The 22,893-nt window shown below is 67.8% G+C and carries 19 protein-coding genes; 18 read left to right on the forward strand and 1 reads right to left on the reverse strand.

Annotated elements, in window-relative coordinates; genetic code table 11:
- Positions 1 to 10: 10 nt before the first annotated feature.
- The 7 genes from AC07WJ_RS12230 (at position 11) to AC07WJ_RS12260 (ending at position 9,199) form a co-directional block, all read left to right on the forward strand.
- Positions 11 to 655, forward strand: a complete 645-nt coding sequence (locus AC07WJ_RS12230; RefSeq protein ID WP_494934868.1) for a DUF2026 family protein — start codon at positions 11 to 13, stop codon at positions 653 to 655.
- A 599-nt stretch (positions 656 to 1,254) separates the two neighbouring features.
- Positions 1,255 to 1,341, forward strand: a complete 87-nt coding sequence (gene kdpF, locus AC07WJ_RS12235) for a K(+)-transporting ATPase subunit F (RefSeq protein WP_494935580.1) — start codon at positions 1,255 to 1,257, stop codon at positions 1,339 to 1,341.
- A gap of 48 nt (positions 1,342 to 1,389) precedes the next feature.
- A complete protein-coding gene (gene kdpA, locus AC07WJ_RS12240; protein ID WP_494934869.1) occupies positions 1,390 to 3,096 on the forward strand; it encodes a potassium-transporting ATPase subunit KdpA in 1,707 nt (568 codons plus the stop codon).
- 10 nt (positions 3,097 to 3,106) lie between these two features.
- A complete protein-coding gene (kdpB, locus tag AC07WJ_RS12245; RefSeq protein ID WP_494934870.1) occupies positions 3,107 to 5,158 on the forward strand; it encodes a potassium-transporting ATPase subunit KdpB in 2,052 nt (683 codons plus the stop codon).
- An 11-nt stretch (positions 5,159 to 5,169) separates the two neighbouring features.
- Positions 5,170 to 5,772 (forward strand): potassium-transporting ATPase subunit KdpC, encoded by a 603-nt coding sequence (kdpC, locus tag AC07WJ_RS12250; RefSeq protein ID WP_494934871.1) that lies wholly within the window; start codon positions 5,170 to 5,172, stop codon positions 5,770 to 5,772.
- A gap of 9 nt (positions 5,773 to 5,781) precedes the next feature.
- Positions 5,782 to 8,475: a DUF4118 domain-containing protein gene (locus AC07WJ_RS12255; RefSeq protein WP_494934872.1), complete on the forward strand. Its 2,694-nt coding sequence runs from the start codon at positions 5,782 to 5,784 to the stop codon at positions 8,473 to 8,475.
- Positions 8,476 to 8,512: 37 nt separating this feature from the next.
- Positions 8,513 to 9,199 carry a response regulator gene (locus AC07WJ_RS12260; RefSeq protein ID WP_494934873.1) on the forward strand — a complete coding sequence of 229 codons (687 nt, stop codon included), beginning with the start codon at positions 8,513 to 8,515 and terminating at the stop codon, positions 9,197 to 9,199.
- A gap of 527 nt (positions 9,200 to 9,726) precedes the next feature.
- Here the strand turns inward: AC07WJ_RS12260 and AC07WJ_RS12265 are convergent.
- Positions 9,727 to 10,590, reverse strand: a complete 864-nt coding sequence (locus AC07WJ_RS12265) for an extensin family protein (RefSeq protein WP_494934874.1) — start codon at positions 10,588 to 10,590, stop codon at positions 9,727 to 9,729.
- Between the two features lie 214 nt (positions 10,591 to 10,804).
- On the opposite strand from AC07WJ_RS12265, the gene AC07WJ_RS12270 reads away from it, so the two are divergent.
- The 11 genes from AC07WJ_RS12270 (at position 10,805) to AC07WJ_RS12320 (ending at position 22,889) form a co-directional block, all read left to right on the forward strand.
- Entirely contained in the window at positions 10,805 to 11,668 is an 864-nt protein-coding gene (locus AC07WJ_RS12270; RefSeq protein WP_494934875.1) for a ChaN family lipoprotein, read from the forward strand.
- Between the two features lie 239 nt (positions 11,669 to 11,907).
- A complete protein-coding gene (locus AC07WJ_RS12275) occupies positions 11,908 to 12,711 on the forward strand; it encodes a crotonase/enoyl-CoA hydratase family protein (protein WP_494934876.1) in 804 nt (267 codons plus the stop codon).
- Positions 12,712 to 12,780: 69 nt separating this feature from the next.
- The gene (locus AC07WJ_RS12280; RefSeq protein ID WP_494934877.1) at positions 12,781 to 14,640 is read left to right on the forward strand and encodes a feruloyl-CoA synthase; all 1,860 of its coding nucleotides are present in this window, start codon (positions 12,781 to 12,783) and stop codon (positions 14,638 to 14,640) included.
- A gap of 7 nt (positions 14,641 to 14,647) precedes the next feature.
- Complete coding sequence (locus AC07WJ_RS12285; protein WP_494934878.1) at positions 14,648 to 15,892, forward strand: thiolase family protein; 1,245 nt, start codon at positions 14,648 to 14,650, stop codon at positions 15,890 to 15,892.
- Between the two features lie 9 nt (positions 15,893 to 15,901).
- Positions 15,902 to 16,318, forward strand: a complete 417-nt coding sequence (locus AC07WJ_RS12290) for an acyl-CoA thioesterase (RefSeq protein WP_494934879.1) — start codon at positions 15,902 to 15,904, stop codon at positions 16,316 to 16,318.
- Positions 16,319 to 16,385: 67 nt separating this feature from the next.
- Positions 16,386 to 17,546, forward strand: coding sequence for an ABC transporter substrate-binding protein (locus tag AC07WJ_RS12295; protein WP_494934880.1), 1,161 nt, complete (start codon positions 16,386 to 16,388; stop codon positions 17,544 to 17,546).
- 81 nt (positions 17,547 to 17,627) lie between these two features.
- Positions 17,628 to 18,806, forward strand: coding sequence for a 4-hydroxybenzoate 3-monooxygenase (pobA, locus tag AC07WJ_RS12300; RefSeq protein WP_494934881.1), 1,179 nt, complete (start codon positions 17,628 to 17,630; stop codon positions 18,804 to 18,806).
- 568 nt (positions 18,807 to 19,374) lie between these two features.
- On the forward strand, positions 19,375 to 20,349 hold the full coding sequence (locus tag AC07WJ_RS12305; protein WP_494934882.1) for a Bug family tripartite tricarboxylate transporter substrate binding protein: 975 nt from the start codon (positions 19,375 to 19,377) through the stop codon (positions 20,347 to 20,349).
- Between the two features lie 164 nt (positions 20,350 to 20,513).
- Positions 20,514 to 21,395, forward strand: coding sequence for a transporter substrate-binding domain-containing protein (locus AC07WJ_RS12310; protein ID WP_494934883.1), 882 nt, complete (start codon positions 20,514 to 20,516; stop codon positions 21,393 to 21,395).
- A gap of 152 nt (positions 21,396 to 21,547) precedes the next feature.
- Entirely contained in the window at positions 21,548 to 22,213 is a 666-nt protein-coding gene (locus tag AC07WJ_RS12315) for an amino acid ABC transporter permease (protein ID WP_494934884.1), read from the forward strand.
- A 10-nt stretch (positions 22,214 to 22,223) separates the two neighbouring features.
- Positions 22,224 to 22,889 carry an amino acid ABC transporter permease gene (locus AC07WJ_RS12320; RefSeq protein ID WP_494934885.1) on the forward strand — a complete coding sequence of 222 codons (666 nt, stop codon included), beginning with the start codon at positions 22,224 to 22,226 and terminating at the stop codon, positions 22,887 to 22,889.
- The last annotated feature ends 4 nt before the right edge of the window (positions 22,890 to 22,893 follow it).

A 22,893-nucleotide genomic window follows, 5' to 3' on the forward strand; every position in this document is an offset into this window, starting at 1 on the left:
AAGCGCTGGGATGGCTAGTGGCAAGGAAAAGCGGTTTCTATTGCCGCTCGCCGAATACAATCGGATTTATCAGGTGACTCACGGCGTCCTGAAGGATGTGGGCAACGTCGAGCGGGCTTGCATCTTTTTCGCGACGTTCGGGGCGTACGTGCTGAACGAGCACTATAAGATCCCGGCTCGCGCGGTTGCGGGCGCTTTCGCCCTATGCGTCGGTTACGGGCCGGACGTAGCGTTTTTCGGCGAGGACAACCAAGGGCGTCTCGGCGCGTCGAAGGACGGCTTTCACATGTGGGTACAGACAAAGACCCATATCATTGACTTCATGGCGCCGATTTTTCGCGAAGCTTTCGCCAACATAGGATCAAACGTCGCCATCCCCCGAAAGATGCTTCAGCGGCCTATCTCATCAGAGTCTGAACGGCTGGACGATTTGTCCGAGCCTGGGCGGCTCATCACGTTTCCAGACCCAGATCTCACCGAGCGTCTGATCGACAACTTCGTCGGCAGGCCAGTGAACAGGGATCTGGTCTATGTCGCTGGGGCCTGGTTCGGGTCTCGGCGCGCCAAACAACAACCGCGGTTTGCGATGCGCGACGATCTTGGAAACATCCTGTCGCTCTCTTTGCCCAGCACGGTTGCCACCGGCTCCTGGTAGCGACGAGGCGAAAAACGCTGGAAAAAGTCGGTCGATCCCCGTGCGTCACAATCGAGTGCTGTATTGTCGCAGAGGCGCGGGCGCTTAGGCGCCGCAGACCTATGCGGACCGCTCGCGCGCCGTTCAGGAGGCGCCGGTTGCTACGGCGAGCCTTCGCCTTTCGGGCGCGTTCGCCCGACTGGCTGTGGGGCAGGTTCTGAGTTATCGCTCACTGCGAACGCGGCGCCAGAAGCCCCTCGGATGAGCTGATCGACCGACCCCCGCTTCGCTGTCTATCGACGAGCTGAACCGCCCCAAAAGTGGCCGTCCTAAACGTCCTCAAAGGCCCAAGAACAGGCGTTCGATGGCACAGCGGCCGTCTAATTCTATCCCTGCGGTCGCGATCGAACCGCCCCCCACCCCCTTACACCCCCTTTACACCGCACCCCCCGCTTCCGCATCGCACCCTGATGCCGTTCGGGCGCAGGTAAGGCTGACTTCATTCCAAGCCGTGGAAGGGTTTGCCGTGTCTGATCTCATCTATGTCGCACTGGGTCTCGGGCTGTTCGGCCTGATGATCGTTTATGTCCGCGCCGCGACGCGAGCATGAGGGCACCACGATGTTCGATCTCGTTCTCGCCGGGACGGTGGGCCTTGGGCTCGCCGTCTATCTCATCCTTGTCCTCCTCCGCCCCGAGAAGTTCTGACGCTCGTTCGAGCGTTGGAACCCTTGGCGCCTGTCCAGTGGTGATGCCATGACCGTGAACGGCTGGCTGCAGATCCTTCTTCTCTTCGTTTTGGTGGTTGTCACCGCGCGGCCGCTCGGGCTGTTCTTCGCCGCCGTGCTCGACGGCCGCAAGACCTGGCTTCACCCGGTGCTCGCGCCGGTCGAGCGCGGCTTCTACAAGCTTGCCGGCGTCGATCCGGCGAAAGAGCAGCGCTGGAGCGACTATGCCGTCGCGCTCCTGGTGTTCAACGCCGCCGGCTTCCTGTTCCTTTACGCGCTGATCCGCCTGCAGACCGTCCTGCCGCTCAATCCGGCCGGCCAGGGCGAGGTGTCGGCCCATCTCGCCTTCAACACGGCGATCTCCTTCGTCACCAATACCAATTGGCAGAGCTATGGCGGCGAGACGACCCTGTCGCATCTCACCCAGATGCTCGGCCTCACCGTGCAGAACTTCGTCTCGGCGGCCACCGGCATCGCCATTTTCGCGGCGCTGGCGCGCGCCTTCGCCCGGGAGAAGACCGAGGGCCTCGGCAATTTCTGGGTCGACCTGACCCGCTCGACGCTCTACCTGCTGCTGCCGATCTCGATCGTCACCGCGCTCGTCCTGGTGGCGCTCGGCCTGCCGCAGACGCTTGCCGGTTCGGTCGATGCCACCACGCTCGAAGGCGCCAACCAGGTCATCGCCCAGGGGCCGGTCGCCTCCCAGATCGCCATCAAGCAGCTCGGCACCAATGGCGGCGGCTTCTTCAACGTCAATTCGGCGCATCCTTACGAAAACCCCAGCGCCTGGTCGAACATGGTCACGCTCTGGGCCATCGTCGCCCTGCCGCTCGCCATCGCGGTCGCCTTCGGCAAGATGATCGGCCGCCAGCGCGAGGGCTGGGCGCTGTTCGCCGTGATGATCCTGTTCCTGGCGATCGGCATCCTCGTGGTCTACTGGGCCGAAGGCGCGGGCACGCCGCAAATGAACGCGCTCGGCCTGGTCGGGCCCAATATGGAGGGCAAGGAGGTCCGCTTCGGCGCCCCCATGTCGTCGCTCTGGGCGGTGTTCACCACCGGCGCGTCGAACGGCTCGGTCAATTCGATGCACGATTCCTACACGCCGCTCGGTGGCCTGGTGCCGATGTTCCTGATCCAGCTCGGCGAAGTGCTGCCCGGCGGCGTCGGCTCCGGCCTCTACGGCATCATCCTCTATGCCATTCTCGCCATGTTCGTCGCCGGCCTGATGGTCGGCCGCACCCCGGAATATCTCGGCAAGAAGCTGGAAGCGCGCGAGGTCAAGCTCGCCGTCCTCGGCGTGCTGGTGGTGCCGCTCCTGATCCTCGGCTTTGCCTCGGTGTCCATGGTCCTGCCGGCGGCGCTGGCCGGCACCGCCAATCCCGGCGCACGCGGCTATTCCGAGATTCTCTATGCCTTCTCCTCGGCCGCCGGCAACAATGGCTCGGCCTATGCCGGCCTCACCGCCAACGCCACTTGGTACGACACCACGCTCGGCATCGCGATGCATCTCGGCCGCTTCGCCATCATCGTGCCGGTCATGGCGATCGCCGGATCGCTCGCCGCCAAGCCGAAGCTCGCGCCGTCCGCCGGCACCTTCCCCACCGATACGCCGCTGTTCGTCGGCCTGCTCGCCGGCGTCATCCTGATCCTGGGCGGCCTGCAGTTCTTCCCAGCCCTCTCTCTCGGCCCGGTTCTCGAGCACATGCAGATGCTCGCCGGCCAGATCGCCAATTGAGGCCAATATCATGACCCGCAAACGCTCCCAGACGCTGCTGGCAGGCCATCTGGCCCGCCAGGCGACGATCGATGCCTTCAAGAAGCTCGATCCGCGCGTGCTCGTCGCCAACCCCGTCATCTTCGTCACCGAGGCGGTGGCGATGGTCGTCACCATCATCCTGATCCGCGACCTGTTCGCCGGCCAGGCCTCCGCCTTCACCACGCAGATCGCCCTGTGGCTGTGGCTGACCGTGCTGTTCTCGACCTTCGCCGAGGCGCTCGCCGAGGGCCGCGGCAAGGCCCAGGCCGATGCCCTGCGCCGGACCCGCACCGACACCCAGGCCAAGCGGCTGGTCTCGGCCGACAACGACCAAAAGTTCGAGGCCGTCTCGGCGCTCGACCTGAAGCCGGGCGATCTCGTCCGGGTCGAGACCGGCGACATCATCCCCGGCGACGGCGACATCGTCGCCGGCATCGCCTCGGTCAACGAAGCCGCGATCACGGGCGAATCCGCGCCGGTCATTCGCGAGGCCGGCGGCGACCGTTCGGCGGTGACCGGCGGCACCACGGTCGTGTCCGACTGGATCGTGGTCAAGATCACCGCCCAGCCCGGCCATTCCTTCCTCGACCGGATGATCGCGCTGGTCGAGGGCGCCGAGCGCCAGAAGACCCCGAACGAGATCGCGCTCACCGTGCTGCTCGCCGGCATGACCCTGGTGTTCATCGTCGCTGTCGGCACGCTGCCGGGTTTCGCCGCCTATCACGGCATGGCCATGCCGGTCGTCGTGCTCATCGCCTTGCTGGTCTGCCTCATCCCCACCACCATTGGCGGGCTTCTGTCGGCCATCGGCATTGCCGGCATGGACCGGCTGCTGAAATTCAACGTGCTCGCCACCTCCGGCCGCGCGGTCGAAGCCTCCGGCGACGTCGACACCTTGCTGCTCGACAAGACCGGCACGATCACCTTCGGCAACCGCATGGCCTCGGAAGTCATTCCCATGCCCGGCGTTTCCGAGCGTGAGGTGATGGAGGCCGCGGTGCTGGCCTCGCTCGCCGACGAGACGGCGGAGGGGCGCTCGATCCTGGAGCTCGCCCGCAACAGCATGAACATCGCGCTCGATCGCCCCGCCGGCGCGACCTTCATCGATTTCTCGGCGGCCACCCGGCTGTCCGGCGTCGACCTCGACGGTCGGCGCCTGCGCAAGGGCGCCATCGATTCCGTGGTGAAATTCGCCCGCCAGACCACCTGCGGCCAGCCGATCACCGAGCCGCCGGGCTTCCGCGAGACCGTCGATCGCATCGCCCGCTCCGGCGGCACGCCGCTCGGCCTGGTCGAAGGCAATCGCATCCTCGGCGTCATTCATCTGAAGGACGTGGTGAAGCCCGACATCAAGGAGCGTTTCGCCGAGCTGCGCCGCATGGGCATCCGCACCGTCATGGTCACCGGCGACAATCCGGCGACCGCCGCGGCGATCGCGTCCGAAGCCGGCGTCGACGATTTCATCGCCGAGGCGACGCCCCAGGACAAGCTCGCCTTCATCCGCGCCGAACAGTCCAAAGGCCGGCTCGTCGCCATGTGCGGCGACGGCACGAACGACGCGCCGGCCCTGGCCCAGGCCGATGTCGGGGTCGCCATGCAGACCGGCACTCAAGCCGCGCGCGAAGCCGGCAACATGGTCGATCTCGACTCGGACCCGACCAAGCTCATCGAGGTGGTCGGCATCGGCAAGCAATTGCTGATGACCCGCGGCGCGCTGACCACCTTTTCGATCGCCAATGACGTGGCCAAATATTTCGCCATCCTGCCGGCTCTGTTCGTCGCCTCGCTGCCGGCGCTCGGCGCGCTCAACGTCATGGGCCTGGCCAGTCCGCAATCGGCCATCCTGTCGGCGGTCATCTTCAACGCCCTGATCATCGTCGCCCTGGTGCCGCTGGCGCTGAAGGGCGTCGCCTACCGGCCGGTGGGCGCCGCCGCGCTGCTGCGCCGCAATCTCGTCGTCTACGGGCTCGGCGGCCTCGTCGCGCCCTTCGTCGGCATCAAACTCATCGACATGGCCATCACGGCCATCGGTCTCAGCTGAGGACAGCGATCATGCTCGCCCATCTCCGTCCCGCCTGCGTGCTGCTCGCCTTGTTCACCGTGCTCACCGGCCTCGGTTATCCCTTGGCGGTGACCGGCATCGCGCAAGGCCTGTTCCCGGCCCAGGCCAACGGCTCGCTGATCGTCCGCGACGGCAAGGTCGTCGGCTCCGAGCTGATCGGCCAGGCCTTCTCCTCCGAGCGCTATTTCCATCCCCGCCCGTCGGCGACATCGGCCCCCGACCCGCAGGACCCGAGCAAGACGGTCGACGCGCCCTATAATGCGTCGAACTCGTCGGGCTCCAATCTCGGGCCGCTGACGGGCAAGCTGATCGACCGGGTCAAGGCCGATATCGAGGCGCTGCGCAAGGAAGGCGTCCAGGGTCCGATCCCGCCCGATGCGGTCACCACCTCCGGCTCGGGCCTCGACCCGCATATCACGCCGGAAAACGCGCTGGCCCAGGTCGCCCGTGTCGCGGCGGCCCGCAATCTGGCCGTCGATCGCGTCCGGCAGCTGGTCGAGGCCCATATCGAGGGCCGGGCGCTCGGCCTGGTCGGCGAGCGGCGCGTGAATGTGCTCCGGCTCAACCTCGCGCTCGACGCGCTGAGGTCTTAAGCTGAGGGGATGCCTGTCGACGAGACGAAACGCCCCGACCCCGATGCTCTGCTGGCCCAGGCCGAGCGGGCGGGCCGTGGCCGCCTGAAGATCTTTCTCGGCGCCTCGCCGGGCGTCGGCAAGACCTATGCGATGCTCGCCGCGGCCAGGGAACAGCTGGCGGCGGGCGTCGACGTCGTCGCCGGCATCATCGAGACCCACGGCCGGCGCGAGACCGAAGCCCTGGTCCAGGGTTTCGAGGTCATTGCCCGGCAATTGATCGTCTATCGCAACCGGGCCGTGCCGGAATTCGATCTCGACGCGGCGCTCGCCCGCAGGCCGGCTTTGCTGCTGGTCGACGAGCTCGCCCATACCAATGTGCCGGGCTCGCGCCATCCCAAGCGCTGGATGGACGTCAAGGAGCTGATCGCCGCTGGCATCGACGTCTGGACCACCCTGAACGTCCAGCACCTCGACAGCCTCAACGACGTCGTCCTGAAGATCACCAAGGTCCGGGTGCGCGAGACCGTGCCGGACCGGGTGTTCGAGGAGGCCGACGAGGTCGTGCTGGTCGACCTGCCGCCCGACGAGCTCCTGAAGCGGCTCGCCGAGGGCAAGGTCTATGTCCAGGAGACCGCGACCCAGGCGGTGCAGAGCTTCTTCAAGCCGCAGAACCTGACGGCACTGCGCGAGCTGGCGCTGCGGCGCACCGCCGAGACGGTCGACGCCTCGCTGATCGAGCGCATGCGGGCCGCCGCCATCGAGGGCCCCTGGGCCGCCGGCGAGCGCATCCTGGCGCTGGCCGGGCCGGATCCGCTGTCGCCCTTCGTGGTGCGCCAGGCCAAGCGTATGGCCGATGTCATGGACGCGCCCTGGACCGTCATTTCGGTCGAGCGGCCGACCGATGTCCTGGTCGAGGCCAAGCGCCGGCGCCTGGAGGAGAGCCTGCAGCTCGCCAAGGACCTGGGCGCCGAGACCGAGCGGCTGGTCGGTTCCGACATTCCGAGCGAGGTGCTGCGCTACGCCCGGCGCGAGAACGTTACCCAGATCGTCGTCGGCCGCTCGACCGGCGGGCGCTTCGCCACCCTGTTCGGCCGGGCGCTGGCCGTGGAACTGGTGCGCCAGGCCGCCGATATCGGTGTCCATGTGGTCACCGCGACGCCCGAGACATCCGAACCGCCGGCGCCGAAGCGATTGCCGCGCCGGCTCAATCTCTGGCCCTATCTCGGTTCGGCCGGACTGGTCGGCGCCGCCGTGCTGTTCGGCGAGGCGATCGGCGGCAATGCCACCATGCCGAACCTGTCGCTGGTGTTCCTGGCGGCGGTGGTCGGCGCGGCGGTGGCTTTCGGCCGCTGGCCGGCGATCATGGCCTCGGCCCTGTCGTTCCTGGCCTATAATTTCTTTTTCATCGAGCCGATCTACACGCTGACCGTCGCCCAGCCGCACGAATTGCTGGCGCTGCTGGTTTTTCTCGCCGTCTCCATGCTGGTCTCGACGCTCGCCGGCCGGGTCCGCGACCAGGCGCGCATCGCCTCCGACCGCATGCGCGCGACGCGCCGGCTCTATGATTTCTCGCGCCGGATTTCCGGCATCGCCTCGCTCGACGAGGTGGCGGAGGCCGCCGCCAGCGACATGCATGGCGCGCTCGCCCGCAACGTGGTGATCCTGCTCGCCCGCGACGGCGACATCGCCCTGACCGGCATGTGGCCGCCGGTCGACGATCTCGACCCGGCCAGCATGGCGGCGGCGCGCTGGGCCCATGACCATGACGAGCCGGCCGGCAGCAAGACCCAGACCTTGCCGACCGCGCCCTGGCTGTTCGTGCCGCTGAAGACGCCGCGCGCCCGCGTCGGCGTCATCGGCATCTCCGAGGCGGCCGACGGCGCGCCGCTCGACCCGGAGGCCCGCTCGCTGTTCGACACGCTGGCCGAGCAGACCGCGGCGGCGATCGAGCGCGCCTCGCTGTCGCGCGAGATGGGCGCGGTCAAGGCCGCCGCCGAGACCGAGCGGGTGCGCAACACCTTGCTCGCCTCCATCAGCCACGACTTCCGCACGCCGCTCGCCTCCATTCTCGGCGCCTCGACCACGCTGATCGCCTTCGGCGACAAGATGTCGTCGCCGACCCGGGCCGACATGCTGACCCAGATCAAGGAAGAGACCGAGCATCTCGACCGGATGGTGCGCGACCTCCTGGCCATCACCCGGCTGGAGGCCGGCGGGCTGGAGCTCCGGCGCGACTGGCTGGATCTCAAGGAGACCGCCGACCGGGTGGCGATCACCGCGCGCCGGCGCTGGCCCGGCCGGGTCATCGACGTCGCCGCCGAGGCCGCGCCTTTGGTCGAGGCCGACGCCACGCTGATCGAGCAGGCGCTGTCCAACATCGTCGAGAATGCGCTCCGGCATGGCGGTCCGACCGCCCGGGTGACGATCGCGGTGCGCGACCAGGACCATGACGCGGTCATCGCGGTCTCCGACGACGGCGCCGGCATCACGCCCGAGGCCCTGCCGCATATTTTCGAGAAATTCGCGTCGAGCGGCAGCCGCGACCGGCGCGACGGCGGCGAGAGCACCGGGCTCGGCCTTGCCATTGCCAAAGGTATCGTCGAAGCGCATGGCGGTGCCATCCGGGCCGAAAGCCCGGTCGACGGGCACGCCGGAACCCGGCTGACCATCACGCTGGTCAAACCCGCGGAGGCCCCGGCCAGCCTGAAGACGACGTCGTGAGGACATGCAGTGAGAATCGAGTGGTGAGGACCGGGCCATGACCATGAAGACCCGCATCCTGGTGGTCGACGACGAGGCGGCGATCCATCGTTTCCTGACGCCGGCGCTGGAGGCCTCCGACTACCAGGTGGTCAGCGTGACCACCGGCACCGATGCGGTGCGCCGCATCGCGGGAGCCGCCCCCGACGGCGTCATCCTGGACCTCGGCCTGCCCGACATGGACGGCAAGGAGGTGATCGCCAAGGTGCGCGCTTTTTCCGACGTGCCGATCATCGTGCTGTCGGCCCGCGACCGCGAGGCCGAAAAGATCGAGGCGCTCGATCTCGGCGCCGACGACTATGTCAACAAGCCCTTCGGCATCGGCGAGCTCTTGGCCCGCGTGCGCGCCGCCATGCGCCACCGCAAGGGCGGTGTGGTCGAGCAGTCGGTCTTCGCGGTCGGGCCGATCGAGATCGATGTGCCGGCCCACCGCGCCACCAGCGCCGGCGCCGACCTGAAGCTCACGCCCAAGGAGTTCGAGCTGCTGCTGCTGCTGGCGCGCAATGCAGGCAAGGTGATGACCCATCGCCAGATCCTGGCGGCGGTCTGGGGCCCGGCCCATGTCGAGGACACCCAATATCTGCGCGTCTATGTCGGCCAGCTCCGGCAGAAGATCGAGGCCGATTCGGCCGAGCCGAAGCTGATCCTCACCGAGCCGGGCATCGGTTATCGCATGGGTGAATAGCCGGGGGAGAGTTTGAGGACGCGTGCGGGGAGGTCTCGCGTCGTCCTGGCCCGGCTTGTCCGGGCCATCCACGCCCTCCTCTGTTTTGAATGGATAGGTCCCCGGGCCAAGCCGGCCAGCGTTCACGGACATCTTTCAGATGAGCCTGAATGCACTGCCCTCTGAGATCCGGCGCCGGAACCACCCCTTTTCACCTCTCCCCGGCGGGGAGAGGTCGGCCGAAGGCCGGGAGAGGGGAATTGCAGCTTCAGAACAACGCTTTGCCCATTTCGCATGGCGCCCTCTCGTCTCGCGCCTCGCCCCCTCTCCCGACCTTTCGCTGCGCTCAAGGTCGACCTCTCCCCGCCGGGGAGAGGTGAGGATGGTGGTTCCGGCGCGAACCTCGAAGGACGGCAAGTCGCCGCGCAAAGCACTCAGAAGACGAAGATTTCTGAGATCTGCGCAAACCCCCGAGCCCAGACCTGAGACGACGCCTGGCGGCGAACCGCCGGGATGGCGTTCTCCCGCAGTTCCTCAGGCCCCTCGCCCTACTCGCAAAGCCGCGATTCACCGTTGCGCCCTCTCGGCTCGCGGTCGAAATGCAGATGGTTGGCATGGGCCGCGTTCGAGCCCGGGCCGAGCACGGTGGTGAACCAGCCGCAGGCCGCGCGGCGGATGGCGCCGATGAAACGCCTCTGAGCCTCGTCGGCCGGCCGCTCGATGACGATGCGCCGGTTATCGGCAAGGCCGAGCCAGGCGATGTCGATGGCGCGGCCCTGGCCATGGGAACTGATCCGGGCGCCGGCGACGCGGTTGCGCGGCCGGCATTCGAAGCCAGGGCCGGTGCCGAGCCGCATGAGGCGGGTCTCGAACTGGCTTTTGGCCAGCGGCGCCAGCAGGTCGCGGGCGAACAGGGCGAGCGTCTCGGCGAAAGGACAATCGACCAGCGGGCGATCCGGCAGGTCCAGCACCTGTCCCGCGCCGAGATCGAGGGTGTCGAGGCGCACCGGCGTCGCGATGGCGCAGACGCTCGCGGCCGGCGCGGGCGCCGGCGCGGTGGTGAAGCGGACGCCGAGGTCGCGCAGGCGATCGAGGCAGGCGGCGGTCGCGGCCGCCGCCGGCGGCGCGGCGTCCTCGGGCTTGGCTGACGGCGCCGGGACGGCCGGCGGTGTCGGCGGTGCCGCCGGCGGCGCTGGAGCGGTGGCGGCGGCGGCGGGCGGCGCCTCCGGTGGCCTTGGCATCGGCAGCGGCACGGGCTGCAGCGCTGGCGGCGGACGCGACTGCCAACGGGACCTGCGCGCAGCCTCGGCCGGCGACGCCAACCCCGTGACCGTCAGCAGCCCCGCCATGACCAGCATGATCATCGGCGACACCGGTATCCAGGAGCCGAAGCGGCCGGAGCCGGATGCCATCACGATGACCTCTGTCCTTCTCGTCAACGGTTCGCGAGCGCGGTGCGAACGGGTTCCGGATCAACGCGGCATGCCCGTCCTGGTTCCGGCCGCGGCCCCGGACAACCCGCCGCCTTGACGCGGCGGCGCGAATAGTCGCCTTAGCGGGGAGCGTCCACGGCGCCGTCAAGCGATCCGGACAGGCCTTTCCTCCCGATCGCGAGTTTCGACCGCCATGACCCTGTTCCAGCACCCGCGTGCCAGCTGGCTCGACCCCTCGACCGGACACCTGCGCGACCAGGCCGACCTGATGCGGGCCATGACCGCGCATCAGGTGGTGCTGCTCGGCGAGACCCACGATGTCGCCGAGATCCATCGCTGGCAGCTGCATGTCGCGACCTACCTGCATGGGCTGAGGCCCAACCTGGCGGTCGGCTACGAGATGTTTCCGCGCCGCCTGCAGCCTGAGCTCGACCTCTGGGTGGCGGGAGCCTATTCCACCGCGGCTTTTCTGGAGGCGGTGCGATGGCACGAGGTCTGGGGTTTCGATCCCGAGCTCTACCTGCCGCTGTTCCATTTCTGCCGGCAGCAACGCGTCCGCATGCTGGCGCTGAACTGCCACCGGCCGCTGGTGACGCGGGTCGGCAAGGAGGGCTGGGCGGCGATCCCCGAGGACGAACGTGACGGGCTGACCCCGGCGGCGCCGGCAACGCCGGCCTATCGCGACTACCTCTTCGCCATCACCGGCGGCGGCGGTCCGGCACGCACGGCCACCAATGCCCAGGACCCGGCCTTCGATCGTTTCGTCCGCGCGCAGCAGACCTGGGACCGGGCCTTCGCCTGCAACATCGCCCGTGCGCTGGACGAACCCGATCCGCCGCTGGTGGTCGGTATCATTGGCCGCGGCCATCTCGAATTCGGCCACGGCACGCCGTTCCAGCTGCGTGACCTCGGCGTCCGGCAGGTGGCGGTGCTGCTGCCGACCGACAAGGACCGGCACGAGGCCGCCGCCGTTGCGGGGATCGCCGAGGCGATCTTCCGGCTGGATCAACCGGAGCCACCCTCGGCGTTCCGGGCCAGGCGCGACCGGCCGGGCTGAACCCGATCGGGCTGGATCGGGGCGTTGCACCATGGTTGGCCGTCCTTCGAGGCTCGCAAGAGCTCGAAGGACGGCCAACCATGGTGCCGTGCACTTCAATACGAAGCCATCTCATCCTAGGCCCGCCAGACAATCCTTCTCGCCCCCATCGATGACCGCCAAACGCCACCACCCGCGGTCGCTTGCCATGGCCAATTAGTTATGCAATATAATTGTTATATCGCACCTGGAGTTCGCCGATGGCCAAGACCGCAACCGCTCGTGCCCAGCCGGATTCAGGGCCGCTGGCCGTCGCGATCGCCGGTGGCGTGATGACGGTCGGCATCAACCGGCCGCTCAAGCGCAACGCCCTCGACGATGCCACCATCCTGGCGCTCGATGCCTGTTTCCAGGCGGTCCCCTCGGGCGTCCGGGTCGCGCTGATCCATGGCGTCGGCGAGCATTTCTGCGCCGGTCTCGATCTCTCCGAATTGACCGAGCGCGACACCACCGAAGGCCTGATGCATTCGCGCCTGTGGCACCGGGCCTTCGACCGGATCCAGTTCGGCCCGGTTCCTGTCATCGCGGCCCTGCAGGGTGCGGTCATCGGCGGCGGCCTGGAACTCGCCGCGGCCTGCCATATCCGGGTCGCCGAGCGGAGCGCCTTCTACGCCCTGCCCGAAGGCCAGCGCGGCATCTTCGTCGGCGGCGGCGGCTCGGTCCGGCTGCCGCGCCTGATCGGGGTCGCCCGCATGGCCGATATGATGCTGACCGGGCGCACCTATGGCGCGGAAGAGGGCGTGCCGCTCGGCTTCTCGCAATATCTGGCCGAGGACGGCCAGGGGCTGCGGACGGCGCGCGAACTCGCCGTGAAGGTCGCGGGCAATGCGCCGATGACCAATTTCGCCGTGGTGCAGGCGCTGCCGCGCATTGCCGACAGCGACCCGCAGGCCGGCCTCCTGATGGAATCGCTGATGGCGGCGGTGGCCCAGAACGACCGCGAGGCGAAGAGCCGCATCCAGGCCTTCCTGACCAAGAAGGCGGGCAAGGTCCGGCCCGGCTGACCGGACGCGGAGATCCGAAGCGCCCCGCCAAGAGGGCGCCTGTGACCATCACCAGAGGGAGAATACGGCATGATGGCCGTTGCGGCGCATCCGTTGCGCGCGATCCGGTTCGGCGACACGGCGGTCGATGTCGAGCATCGGCCCGATGGCGCCCTGTTGCTCAGGCCGCGCCAGCCGCTCGCCGCCTATCCCGAGCGCCTGTCGGACCGCCTCGACCATTGGGCCGCCGCCGCGCCGGACCGGGTCTTCCTGGCCGAGCGCGCCGGCGAGACCGGCTGGCGCAGCGTGACCTATGCCGCGGCGCGGGCAACCGCGCGCGCCATGGCCACCGCGCTTCTGAAGCGCGGCCTGTCGGCCGAGCGTCCGCTGGTGATCCTGTCGGGCAATGCCATCGACCATGCCATGCTGGCGCTGGCCGCGCTTCATGCCGGCATACCCTTCTGCCCGGTCTCGCCGGCCTATTCGCTGGTGTCGAAGGATTTCGGCAAGCTCAGGCACGCGGTCGACCTGCTGACGCCCGGACTCGTCTTCGCCGACACCGCCGGGCCTTTTGCCGCGGCCATCCGCGCGACCGTGCCCGACGGCACCGAGGTCGTGGTCTCGCAGGGCGAGATCGCCGGGCGCGCCGTGACGCCGCTCGCCGCCCTGGCCGCCGCGACCGACGAGGCGCGGGTCGATGCCGCCAAGGCCGCGGTGACGGCGGACACCATCGCGAAATTCCTGCTGACCTCCGGCTCGACCGGCATGCCCAAGGCGGTCGTCAACACCCAGCGCATGCTCTGCGCCAACCAGGTCATGCTGCGCGAGACGCTGGCCTTCCTGAAGGAGGAGCCGCCGGTCATCATCGACTGGCTGCCGTGGAACCACACGTTCGGCGGCAATCACAATGTCGGCCTGGTCCTGTTCAACGGCGGCTCGCTCCATATCGACGACGGCAGGCCGATGCCCGGCGGCATCGAGGCCACCGTCAGGAACCTGCGCGAGATCGCGCCGACGGTCTATTTCAACGTGCCCAAGGGTTACGAGGCGCTGGTCGCCTATCTCCGGGCCGATGCCGGCCTGCGCCGGACCTTCTTCTCGCGGCTGAACTGCATGTTCTTTGCCGGCGCATCATTGGCGCGCCACGTCTGGGACGCGCTCGACGACATCGCGGTCGCCGAGACCGGCGCGCGCATCCCCATGCTGACCGGGCTCGGCGCCACCGAGACCGCGCCCTTCTGCATGTCGGTGACGCCCGAGACCAGCCGCTCCGGCCATGTCGGCCTGCCGGTCGCCGGCAACGAGATCAAGCTCGTGCCGTCGGGCGACAAGCTCGAGGTCAGGGTGCGCGGGCCGAACGTCACGCCCGGCTACTGGCGCCAGCCCGAGGTCACCGCCAAGTCTTTCGACGACGAGGGTTTCTACAAGTTCGGCGACGCGCTGAAGCCGGTCGATCCCGCCGATTTTTCCAAGGGGTTCGATTTCGACGGCCGCATCTCCGAGGATTTCAAGCTGGCGACCGGCACCTGGGTCAGCGTCGGGCCGCTGCGCGCCAGGCTGGTCGCCGCCTGCGCGCCGCTGGTGCGCGATGCCGTCATCGCCGGCATCGACCGCCAGGACCTGGCCGCCATCGTCATCCTGGATCTCGACGGGGTCCGCGCCGTCTGTCCGCATCTGGCCGGTGTCACCGACCTCGCCGCGATCACCGCCGACCCGGCGCTGCGCGCGGCCTTCGCGACGCGCCTGGCGGCCTTGGCGAAGACCGCCACGGGCTCGTCGAGCCGCGTCGCCCGCGCCATCCTGATGGACGCACCGCCGTCGATCGATCGCGGCGAAATCACCGACAAGGGCTCGATCAACCAGCGCGCCGTGCTCGAATTCCGCGCCGCCCTGGTCGACGAACTCTATGCGCCCATGCCCTCGGCACGGGTCATCCACGCTGCCCAATGAGGTTTCGATGAGCGCCAAACCCCTGGTTTCAACCTGGTCCGACGTCGTGCTGGTCGACGGCTTGCGCACCCCCTTTATCGACTATAACGGTGCGCTCGGCCTGGTCTCGCCGATCGATCTCGGCATCAAGGTCGGCCGCGCGGTGCTGGCGCGCACCGGCATCGCGGCCGACGATGTCGGCACGGTCATTTGCGGCTCCATGGCCCAGGCGAGTTACGACGCCTACATGCTGCCGCGCCATGTCGGGCTCTATTCCGGCGTGCCGGTCGCGGTGCCCGCGCATCTCGTCCAGCGGGTCTGCGGCACCGGTGTCGAAGTCCTGGGGCAGGCGGCGGACGCCATTCAGCTCGGGCGCGCCGAGGTGGCGCTCTGCGTCGGCGCCGAATCGATGAGCCGCAATCCGGTCGCTGCCTATACCCATCGCGGCGGCTTCCGCATGGGCCAGGTCGAGTTCAAGGATTTCCTCTGGGAGGCCCTGCTCGATCCCGCCGCCAATGTCACCATGGGCGGCACCGCGGAGAACCTCGCCCGCCACCATCAGATCACCAGGGATCAGGTCGACGCCTATGCGGCGCGCTCCTTCGCGCGCGCGGTCGACGCCCAGGAGCGCGGCTTCCTGGCCGGCGAGATCGTTCCGGTGACCGACGAGATCTTCGAGCGCGACGGCCTCGCGCCGCGCGGCATCCGCCTGAAGAAGGGCGAGGCGGTGACGGTCGACAGCCATATCCGGCCGTCCTCGGTGGAGGCGCTGGCCCGGATCCGCCCGGCCTTCGGCGGTGTCCAGACCGGCGGCAATTCCTCCGCCGTGGTCGATGGCGCGGCCGCGGCCATCGTCGCCGGCGCCGACTATGCGCGCCGGGCCGGGCTGACGCCGCTCGCCCGCATTCTCGCTTCCGCCGCCGTCGGCGTGCCGCCCGACATCATGGGCATCGGCCCGGTGCCGGCGATCCGGGCGGTCGCGGCCAGGGCCGGCATTCGTGTCGAGGACATCGACCGTTTCGAGATCAACGAGGCTTTCGGCGCCCAGGCCATGGCCTGCGCCCGCGAACTCGGCCTCGACGAGGCGAAGCTCAACGTCAATGGCGGCGCCATCGCCATTGGCCATCCGCTGGGCGCGACCGGCATCCGGCTGGCCGTCACCGTGGCGCGTGAGCTGCGCGACAAGGGCCTGCGCTACGGCATCGCCTCCGCCTGTATCGGCGGCGGCCAGGGTATCGCCATGCTCGTCGAAAATCCGGCGACGGCACACTGAGGGGACATCATGGGCTTGATCAACCGCCGCACCGTGCGCATCGAATGGGGCGATTGCGACCCCGCCGGCATCGTCTGGTATCCGCGCTATTTCGGCATGTTCGACGCGGCGACCGCCGGTCTGCTGGAAGCCGCCGGCTTTCCGAAGCCGGCCATGCTCGCCCGTTTCGAAGTGGTGGGCTATCCAACAGTTGATACTCGTGCCAAATTTCTGAAGCCCTCCAAGTTCGGCGAGGACATCGTGATCGAGACCACCATTCCGGCGTTCAAGCGCTCCAGCTTCGAGGTTCTGCACCGCGTGTTCAAAGGCGATATCCTGGCCATCGAGGGCTTCGAGACGCGCGTGCTGGTCAAGCGCGATCCGGCAAGCGGCGGCATCACGTCCTGCCCGGTGCCGCAGGAGATCGTCGACGCCCTGATGAACTGACCGCTTTCGACATGCACCGAAGAGGCCGCGCCACAAGACGGCCCGTCACATCCCCTGGGAGGAAACCATGACCCGACTGACCCGACGCTCCACCTTGCTCGGCGGCGCCGCCGCAGGCCTTGCCGGATTGACCGGCCGCGCCGCGGCGCAGACGCCGCAGATCACCCTCGGCATCACCATTTCCATCACTGGCCCGGCGGCGGCGCTCGGCATGCCGATCCGCAACACGGTCGACATCCTGCCGACCGAGATCGCCGGCGTGAAGGTCAATGCCATCGTGCTCGACGATGCCGGCGACCCGACCGCGGCGACCACCAATGCCCGCCGTTTCGTCAGCCAGGACAAGGTCGACGTGCTGATGGGCTCGTCGACCACGCCGCCCGGCATCGCCGTCTCCAATGTCGCCTTCGAGACCGGCGTGCCGCATTTCTCCTTCGCGCCGATCCCGGTGCCGGCGGGCCGCGAGAAGTGGAGCGTGGTCATGCCGCAGCCGGTCTCGCTGATGGCCAAGGCGCTGTTCGACCACATGAAGCGCGCCAATCTCAGGAATATCGCGATGATCGGCTTTTCCGATTCCTGGGGCGACCTGTGGCTGCGCGAATTCAAGACCCAGGGCGAGGCCGCCGGGCTGAAGCTGGTGGCCGACGAGCGTTACGCCCGCGCCGACACCTCGGTAACCGGCCAGACCTTGAAGATCATCGCGACCCGGCCCGACGCGGTGCTGGTGGCAGGTTCGGGCACCGGCGCGGCGCTGCCGCAGATCGCGCTGAAGGAGCGTGGCTATGCCGGGCCGATCTATCACACCCACGGCGCGGTGACCCGCGACTTCATCCGCATCGCCGGCCGCGCGGCCGAGGGCGTGATCATGGCTTCCGGCCCGGTCATCGCGCCGGAACTCTTGCCCGACAGCGCCGCGACCAAGATCCCGGGGCTCGCCTATGTCACGGCCTATGAGGCGAAGTTCGGCAAGGACACCCGCACCCAGTTCGGCGCCCATATCTTCGACGCCTATGAGGTGCTGAAGCGGGTCGTGCCGGTCGCCATCAAGGAGGCGAAGCCCGGCACGGTCGAATTCCGCGAGGCGATCCGCAAGGCCATGCTCACCGAGCGCGACATCAAGGCGAGCCAGGGCGTGTTCAATTTCACCGAGACCGACCGCTACGGCGTCGACGAGCGCGCCCGCGTGCTGATCACGGTGAAGGACGGCAACTGGGCGCTGGTCTCCTGATTTCACCAGAGCGGCGGTCCGGCCTTCGGGGCCGGGCCGGCATTGTCCGTCGCAAGGCGGGTTGCAGGACGAGCTGACAGCATGAGCGTGACACGGACCCAGGTGGTCATTATCGGCGCCGGCCCTTCGGGCCTGCTGCTCGGCCAGATCCTCGATCGGGCCGGGATCGACAATATCGTCCTGGAGCGCAAGTCGAAGGACTATGTGCTGGCGCGGGTGCGCGCCGGCGTGCTCGAACAGGGCACGGTCGACTTGCTGACCGCAGTCGGCGTCGGCGACCGCCTGGCTGAGGACGGCCTCGTCCATCACGGCATTTCGCTCTGCTTCGACCAGAGCCTGCACCGCATCGACATGACCGCGCTGACCGGCAAGGCGGTCACCGTCTATGGCCAGACCGAGGTGACGCGCGACCTGATGGATGCCCGCGAGGCCCATGGCGCCAGGACGGTCTATGAGGCCGACGCGGTCACGCCGCATGACTTCGCCGGCGCCAGTCCGAAGGTGACCTATGTGAAGGATGGCGTGGCCCATGAGATCGCCTGCGATTTCATCGCCGGCTGCGACGGTTATCACGGCGTCTCACGCGCCAGCGTGCCGGCGGCCGCGCTGACCACCTATGAACGGGTCTATCCCTTCGGCTGGCTCGGCATCCTGGCCGAGGTGCCCCCCGCCGACTACGAACTGATCTATGCCAATTCGCCACGCGGCTTCGCGCTCTGCTCGATGCGCTCGACCCATCGCAGCCGCTACTACGTCCAGTGCCCGATCGACGACCGGGTCGAGGACTGGCCGGATCAGCGGTTCTGGGACGAATTGCGAATGAGGCTCGATCCGGCCTCCGCGGCGCGGGTGACCACGGGCGCCTCCTTCGAGAAATCGATCGCGCCGCTGCGCAGTTTCGTCGCCGAGCCCCTGCGGTTCGGCCGGCTGTTCCTGGTCGGCGACGCCGCCCATATCGTGCCGCCGACCGGCGCCAAGGGGCTGAATCTCGCGGTCAGCGACGTGCGTTATCTCTCGGAGGCGCTGATCGAGCATTACGGCGAGCGGTCGCAGGCCGGGATCGAAGCCTATTCGGCGCGCGCGCTCGCCCGCATCTGGAAGGCCGTGCGCTTTTCCTGGTGGATGACCACAATGCTGCACCGCTTCCCGCAGGCGACCAGTTTCGACCAGCGCATCCAGGAAGCCGATCTCGCCTATCTCGTCTCGTCCAAGGCGGCGATGACCTCGCTCTCGGAAAACTATGTCGGCCTGCCGCATTGAGCAGCTGATGCGGCGAGCGGGCGCCGGAGATCAAGGTTTCCCGGAGCCCTGTCGCAGGCTCCTCCGTCACCCCCACGGCAAAGCAATTGCTTTGCCGTGGGGGTGACGTCGTGCATTTGTCTGCTGGCGATTCATTCAGGGCCGAACGGGCCAGGAATGACAGCGGTGCGGGCCGTCCATCTCCTCTAGCCGCCATCACAGCCGTCTGATCAAGGGCCTGGGCCGGCGGCGCTGTCTGGACGCAATCCCGGGCCGGTCCCGATCCCGGCGACCCCGCGCCCCTCGCCGGGGCGGCGGGCCACCTGCATGAGAGCCGCGATTCCGCCGATCGTCCCGAACCATCCCTTGTCCGCCGGCGCGGCAAGTGGACGGACCTCAGGGCGCGGTCTCGCGTGCGCCGAGGCGATATCCAAGAGCGATGCCATTGTAGGCACTTCGTGCAAATATTATCCACTTGACTTGATTTTGGATCCAATCAAATGATCCGAGGCCAGCGGATCGAAGGGGCGGACAACACGCCTGCCTCCATCCGCCACCGCCGCCGTCGCGGTCTTTCGGGAGCCAAACAATGGGCGTTGTCAGGTTTGTCGCGTCGGCGGTCGCCGTCCTTGTCGCCGTCGCCGGGGCACCAGCTAGGGCACAGTCCTATCCCGATCGGCCGGTCCGCATCGTCGTTCCCTTTCCGGCCGGCGGCGGCACCGATGCGCTCAGCCGGATTCTGGCCGAGCGGCTCGAGCACCAGCTGCAGCAAAGGTTCTTCGTGGAGAATGTGTCGGGCGCCGGCGGCAATATCGGCGCGAACCGCGTCGCCCAGTCCGAGCCTGATGGATACAGCCTGCTGATCGGCTCCATGGGCGTGGTCAGCGTCAATCCTCTGATCTACCGCAACACCGGCACCAGCATCATCGATCGCCTGGTGCCGGTTTCGATGGTCTTCGAGACCGGCCACATCATCATCGTCAATCCCACGGTCGAAGCCCGCACGCTGGCGGACCTGACGAACCTGTCGAAGCGGCCGGGCGGGTCCCTGAGCTTCGCCTCCGGCGGCATCGGAACCTCCACCCATCTCTATGCCGAGCTGTTCAAGGTGCTGACCGGCGCCGCCATGACCCATGTGCCTTACCGCGGCAACGGGCCGGCGCTGCTCGATGTCGTCGCCGGGCATGCGCAAGTGATGTTCGACCAGATCGCCTCGGCGTCCGAACAGGTTCGCGCCGGCAAGGTCCGCGCGCTGGCCGTGACCACGCCGGCGCGGCTGGACATTCTGCCGGACCTGCCGACGGTCGCCGAGGTGGGGATGCCGGAGCTTGCCGGCACGTCCTGGACGATGCTCATGGCCCCCCAGGGCACACCCGATGCGGTGATCCAGACACTGAACCAAGCGATCACGGCCGTCGTCGCCGAGGAGGCGACCCGCAGGAAGATGGAGGCGATCGGCGCCTCCGCCCGCGCCAGTTCACCGGCGGAAGCCGCCGCCTTGCTGCGCGCGGAATTGCGACGCTGGCGACCGGTCGTCGATGCAGCCGGCATCCAGGCGAACTGAAGGCCCGGCCCGGATGAGACCTCTCACACAAGGCTTCATCGCTTCCAGGCCCGCGCATATCGGCGTGGCTCCCGAAAGAGCCTTGCATCGATTTCGCAATCTTGTATCCATTTCTGTGATTTTGTATCCATTCCTGAAAATGCCTCCAACCGCGAGCCGCGCTCATGCTGCGACGTAGCCTGTTCCTTCTGCCGCCCCTGCTTGCCACGGTCCCGGCCCTCCTCGCATCGGGCACGGCCCAGGCGCAGGGCCAGCCTCGGTCGACCTGGGACCAGATCATGGAGACCAAGACCCTGCGCCTAGGCGCCGCCATCAGCGAGCCCTGGTATTTCAAGGACGCCAACAGCACGCAGGAGGCCGGCGGCGTTCGGGTCGGCCCGGATCTCTGGCGCGGCGTCGGCCCGCTGCTCGGCCAGGAGATCGCCAATGCGATGGGCGTGAAGCTGCAGATCGTCGAGACGACCTGGGCCAACGGCGTCGCCGGCCTTCAGGCCAATCAGTTCGACCTGATGTTCATTCTAGACCCCACTCCGCAGCGCGCCCTGTCGATCGATTTCTCGCCGGCGCCGGTGCTCTGGTATCCGCTGTCGCTGCTCGCCCGCGAGCCGGCCACCGCACCCAACTGGTCCGACTTCAACGATCCCAAATACCGGATCGGGGTGGGCCTCGGCACCGCGCAGGACCAGTACATCAGCAAGGTCCTGCCGAAGGCGACCATCACGCGCTTCCAGGACAACGGCGCCGTCATCGCCGCCTTCCAGGCCAACAGGATCGATGCCGGCTGCCTCACCGCGCCGACCGCCGACATTGCGCGCGGCCGGCTCAAGACGGGCCACACGCTTCTGCCTAAGCCGATCAACGCGGTGGCCGCCGGCGCGGCGCTGCGCATCGAACCGGACCGCCGGTGGCGCGACTATCTCACCACCGTGGTCAGCTACTACTACAACGCCGGCAAGACCCAGGAGATCTACGACCAATACATGGTCTTCCGTGGCCTCGATCCGGCGCAAGTGACCCCGATCAGCCGGGAAAACTGGCCGCGCTGAGCGCCTGTTCGAGAACTCCCATCCAGGCAGTTCGCCGCCGCTCGTCATCCCCGGGCTTGGTCCGGGGACCCACGAATTCAAGACAGAGACGTCGTGGATAGCCGGCCCCAGTGGCGCTGACACTGCCCGCCCGACCGCAAACGGAGCCTGACATGAACTACCAATGGGACTTCGGACCGGTCTGGCGCAATCTCGACGGCCTGGCGATCGGTCTCTTCGGCACCCTGAAGCTCACGGCGGCCTGCCTCGCTCTGGCCGTCCCCCTGGGGCTGCTCCTGGCGATCTTCCGGCTGTCGGGGTCTCGCGCCCTCTCGGGCCTCGCCTTGGTCTATATCGACTTCTTCCGGACCGCCGCCTCGCTGGTCCTGATCTTCTGGTTCTTTTTTGCGTTCCCGATGCTGGTCAATCTGGATTTCACCGCTTTCACGGCGGCCTTCCTGGCGATCGGATTGCAGGGCGCGGCCTATTTCGCCGAGGTCTTTCGCGGCGGCATCACCTCGATCAGCCGGGGGCAGTGGGAGGCGGCCCGCGCGATCGGCATGAGTGACGCCGTCGCCATGCGCCATATCATCCTGCCGCAGGCGGTCAGGCGGATGCTGCCGGTGTTCTTCACCCGGGCCACCTTGATGCTGAAGACGACGACGCTCGCCTCGGCCATCGCCTATACCGACATCGTCTATGTCGCGTTCCGGATATCCTCCGACACCTACCGGCCGATCGAGACCTTCACCGTCACCGGCCTCGTCTTCTTCATCCTGATCTTCACCCTCTCGCGCTTTGCCGCGTTCCTGGAACGCCGGCTGGCGGTCGCGACGTGAGGGCCCGGCCATGACCTATCAGTGGGACTTTTCCTTCCTCGTCAGCAATTGGGCGGTGATAGCAGCGGGCCTGGTCAACACCCTCAAGCTCGCCTTGACCAGCATCCTGGGCGGCCTGGCGCTCGGCCTGATCGCAGGCTCCGCCAAGTCGTCCCGCTCGGTTCTGCTGCGCCTCGTCGGCACCGTCTGGATCGAGGCGTTCCGCAACGTTCCGGCCATGGTGCTGGTCTTCTGGTGCTTCTTCGCGATCCCGATCCTGACCGGCATTCACAACGACCGGTTCATCGTCTCCGCCATCGCGCTGACGCTCTATGCCAGCGCCTATTTCGGCGAGATCTACCGGAGCGGCATCGAGTCAGTCGAGCGCGGCCAATGGGAGGCCGCGAAGGCACTCGGCTTCGGCTATGTCGATCAGATGCGCTATTTCATCCTGCCGCAGGCGGTCACCCGCATGATCCCGGCCTTCACCAATGAAGCCATCGAGGTGGTCAAGCTGACCGCCATCGCCTCGACCATCGCCTATGCCGAGCTGATGTACGCCGCCAAGCAGCTCAGCGACACCGAATACCGACCGGTCGAAGCCTATACCGCCATATCGGTGCTGTTCATCGCCGTTCTCTACGTCCTGAGCATGGTCTCCCGCCGTGTCGAAGCGGCAATGAATGCGCGGAACTGAAGAT

It is taken from the genome of Phreatobacter sp. GW821-FHT04C01, from assembly GCF_059420385.1.

Bases quoted from the DNA above. Each gene is read 5' to 3' on its own strand.
- AC07WJ_RS12230 (WP_494934868.1), top strand. From the start codon at position 11: ATGGCTAGTGGCAAGGAAAAGCGGTTTCTATTGCCGCTCGCCGAATAC.
- kdpF (WP_494935580.1), top strand. From the start codon at position 1,255: ATGTTCGATCTCGTTCTCGCCGGGACGGTGGGCCTTGGGCTCGCCGTC.
- kdpA (WP_494934869.1), top strand. From the start codon at position 1,390: ATGACCGTGAACGGCTGGCTGCAGATCCTTCTTCTCTTCGTTTTGGTG.
- kdpB (WP_494934870.1), top strand. From the start codon at position 3,107: ATGACCCGCAAACGCTCCCAGACGCTGCTGGCAGGCCATCTGGCCCGC.
- kdpC (WP_494934871.1), top strand. From the start codon at position 5,170: ATGCTCGCCCATCTCCGTCCCGCCTGCGTGCTGCTCGCCTTGTTCACC.
- AC07WJ_RS12255 (WP_494934872.1), top strand. From the start codon at position 5,782: ATGCCTGTCGACGAGACGAAACGCCCCGACCCCGATGCTCTGCTGGCC.
- AC07WJ_RS12260 (WP_494934873.1), top strand. From the start codon at position 8,513: ATGACCATGAAGACCCGCATCCTGGTGGTCGACGACGAGGCGGCGATC.
- AC07WJ_RS12265 (WP_494934874.1), bottom strand. From the start codon at position 10,590: ATGGCATCCGGCTCCGGCCGCTTCGGCTCCTGGATACCGGTGTCGCCG.
- AC07WJ_RS12270 (WP_494934875.1), top strand. From the start codon at position 10,805: ATGACCCTGTTCCAGCACCCGCGTGCCAGCTGGCTCGACCCCTCGACC.
- AC07WJ_RS12275 (WP_494934876.1), top strand. From the start codon at position 11,908: ATGGCCAAGACCGCAACCGCTCGTGCCCAGCCGGATTCAGGGCCGCTG.
- AC07WJ_RS12280 (WP_494934877.1), top strand. From the start codon at position 12,781: ATGATGGCCGTTGCGGCGCATCCGTTGCGCGCGATCCGGTTCGGCGAC.
- AC07WJ_RS12285 (WP_494934878.1), top strand. From the start codon at position 14,648: ATGAGCGCCAAACCCCTGGTTTCAACCTGGTCCGACGTCGTGCTGGTC.
- AC07WJ_RS12290 (WP_494934879.1), top strand. From the start codon at position 15,902: ATGGGCTTGATCAACCGCCGCACCGTGCGCATCGAATGGGGCGATTGC.
- AC07WJ_RS12295 (WP_494934880.1), top strand. From the start codon at position 16,386: ATGACCCGACTGACCCGACGCTCCACCTTGCTCGGCGGCGCCGCCGCA.
- pobA (WP_494934881.1), top strand. From the start codon at position 17,628: ATGAGCGTGACACGGACCCAGGTGGTCATTATCGGCGCCGGCCCTTCG.
- AC07WJ_RS12305 (WP_494934882.1), top strand. From the start codon at position 19,375: ATGGGCGTTGTCAGGTTTGTCGCGTCGGCGGTCGCCGTCCTTGTCGCC.
- AC07WJ_RS12310 (WP_494934883.1), top strand. From the start codon at position 20,514: ATGCTGCGACGTAGCCTGTTCCTTCTGCCGCCCCTGCTTGCCACGGTC.
- AC07WJ_RS12315 (WP_494934884.1), top strand. From the start codon at position 21,548: ATGAACTACCAATGGGACTTCGGACCGGTCTGGCGCAATCTCGACGGC.
- AC07WJ_RS12320 (WP_494934885.1), top strand. From the start codon at position 22,224: ATGACCTATCAGTGGGACTTTTCCTTCCTCGTCAGCAATTGGGCGGTG.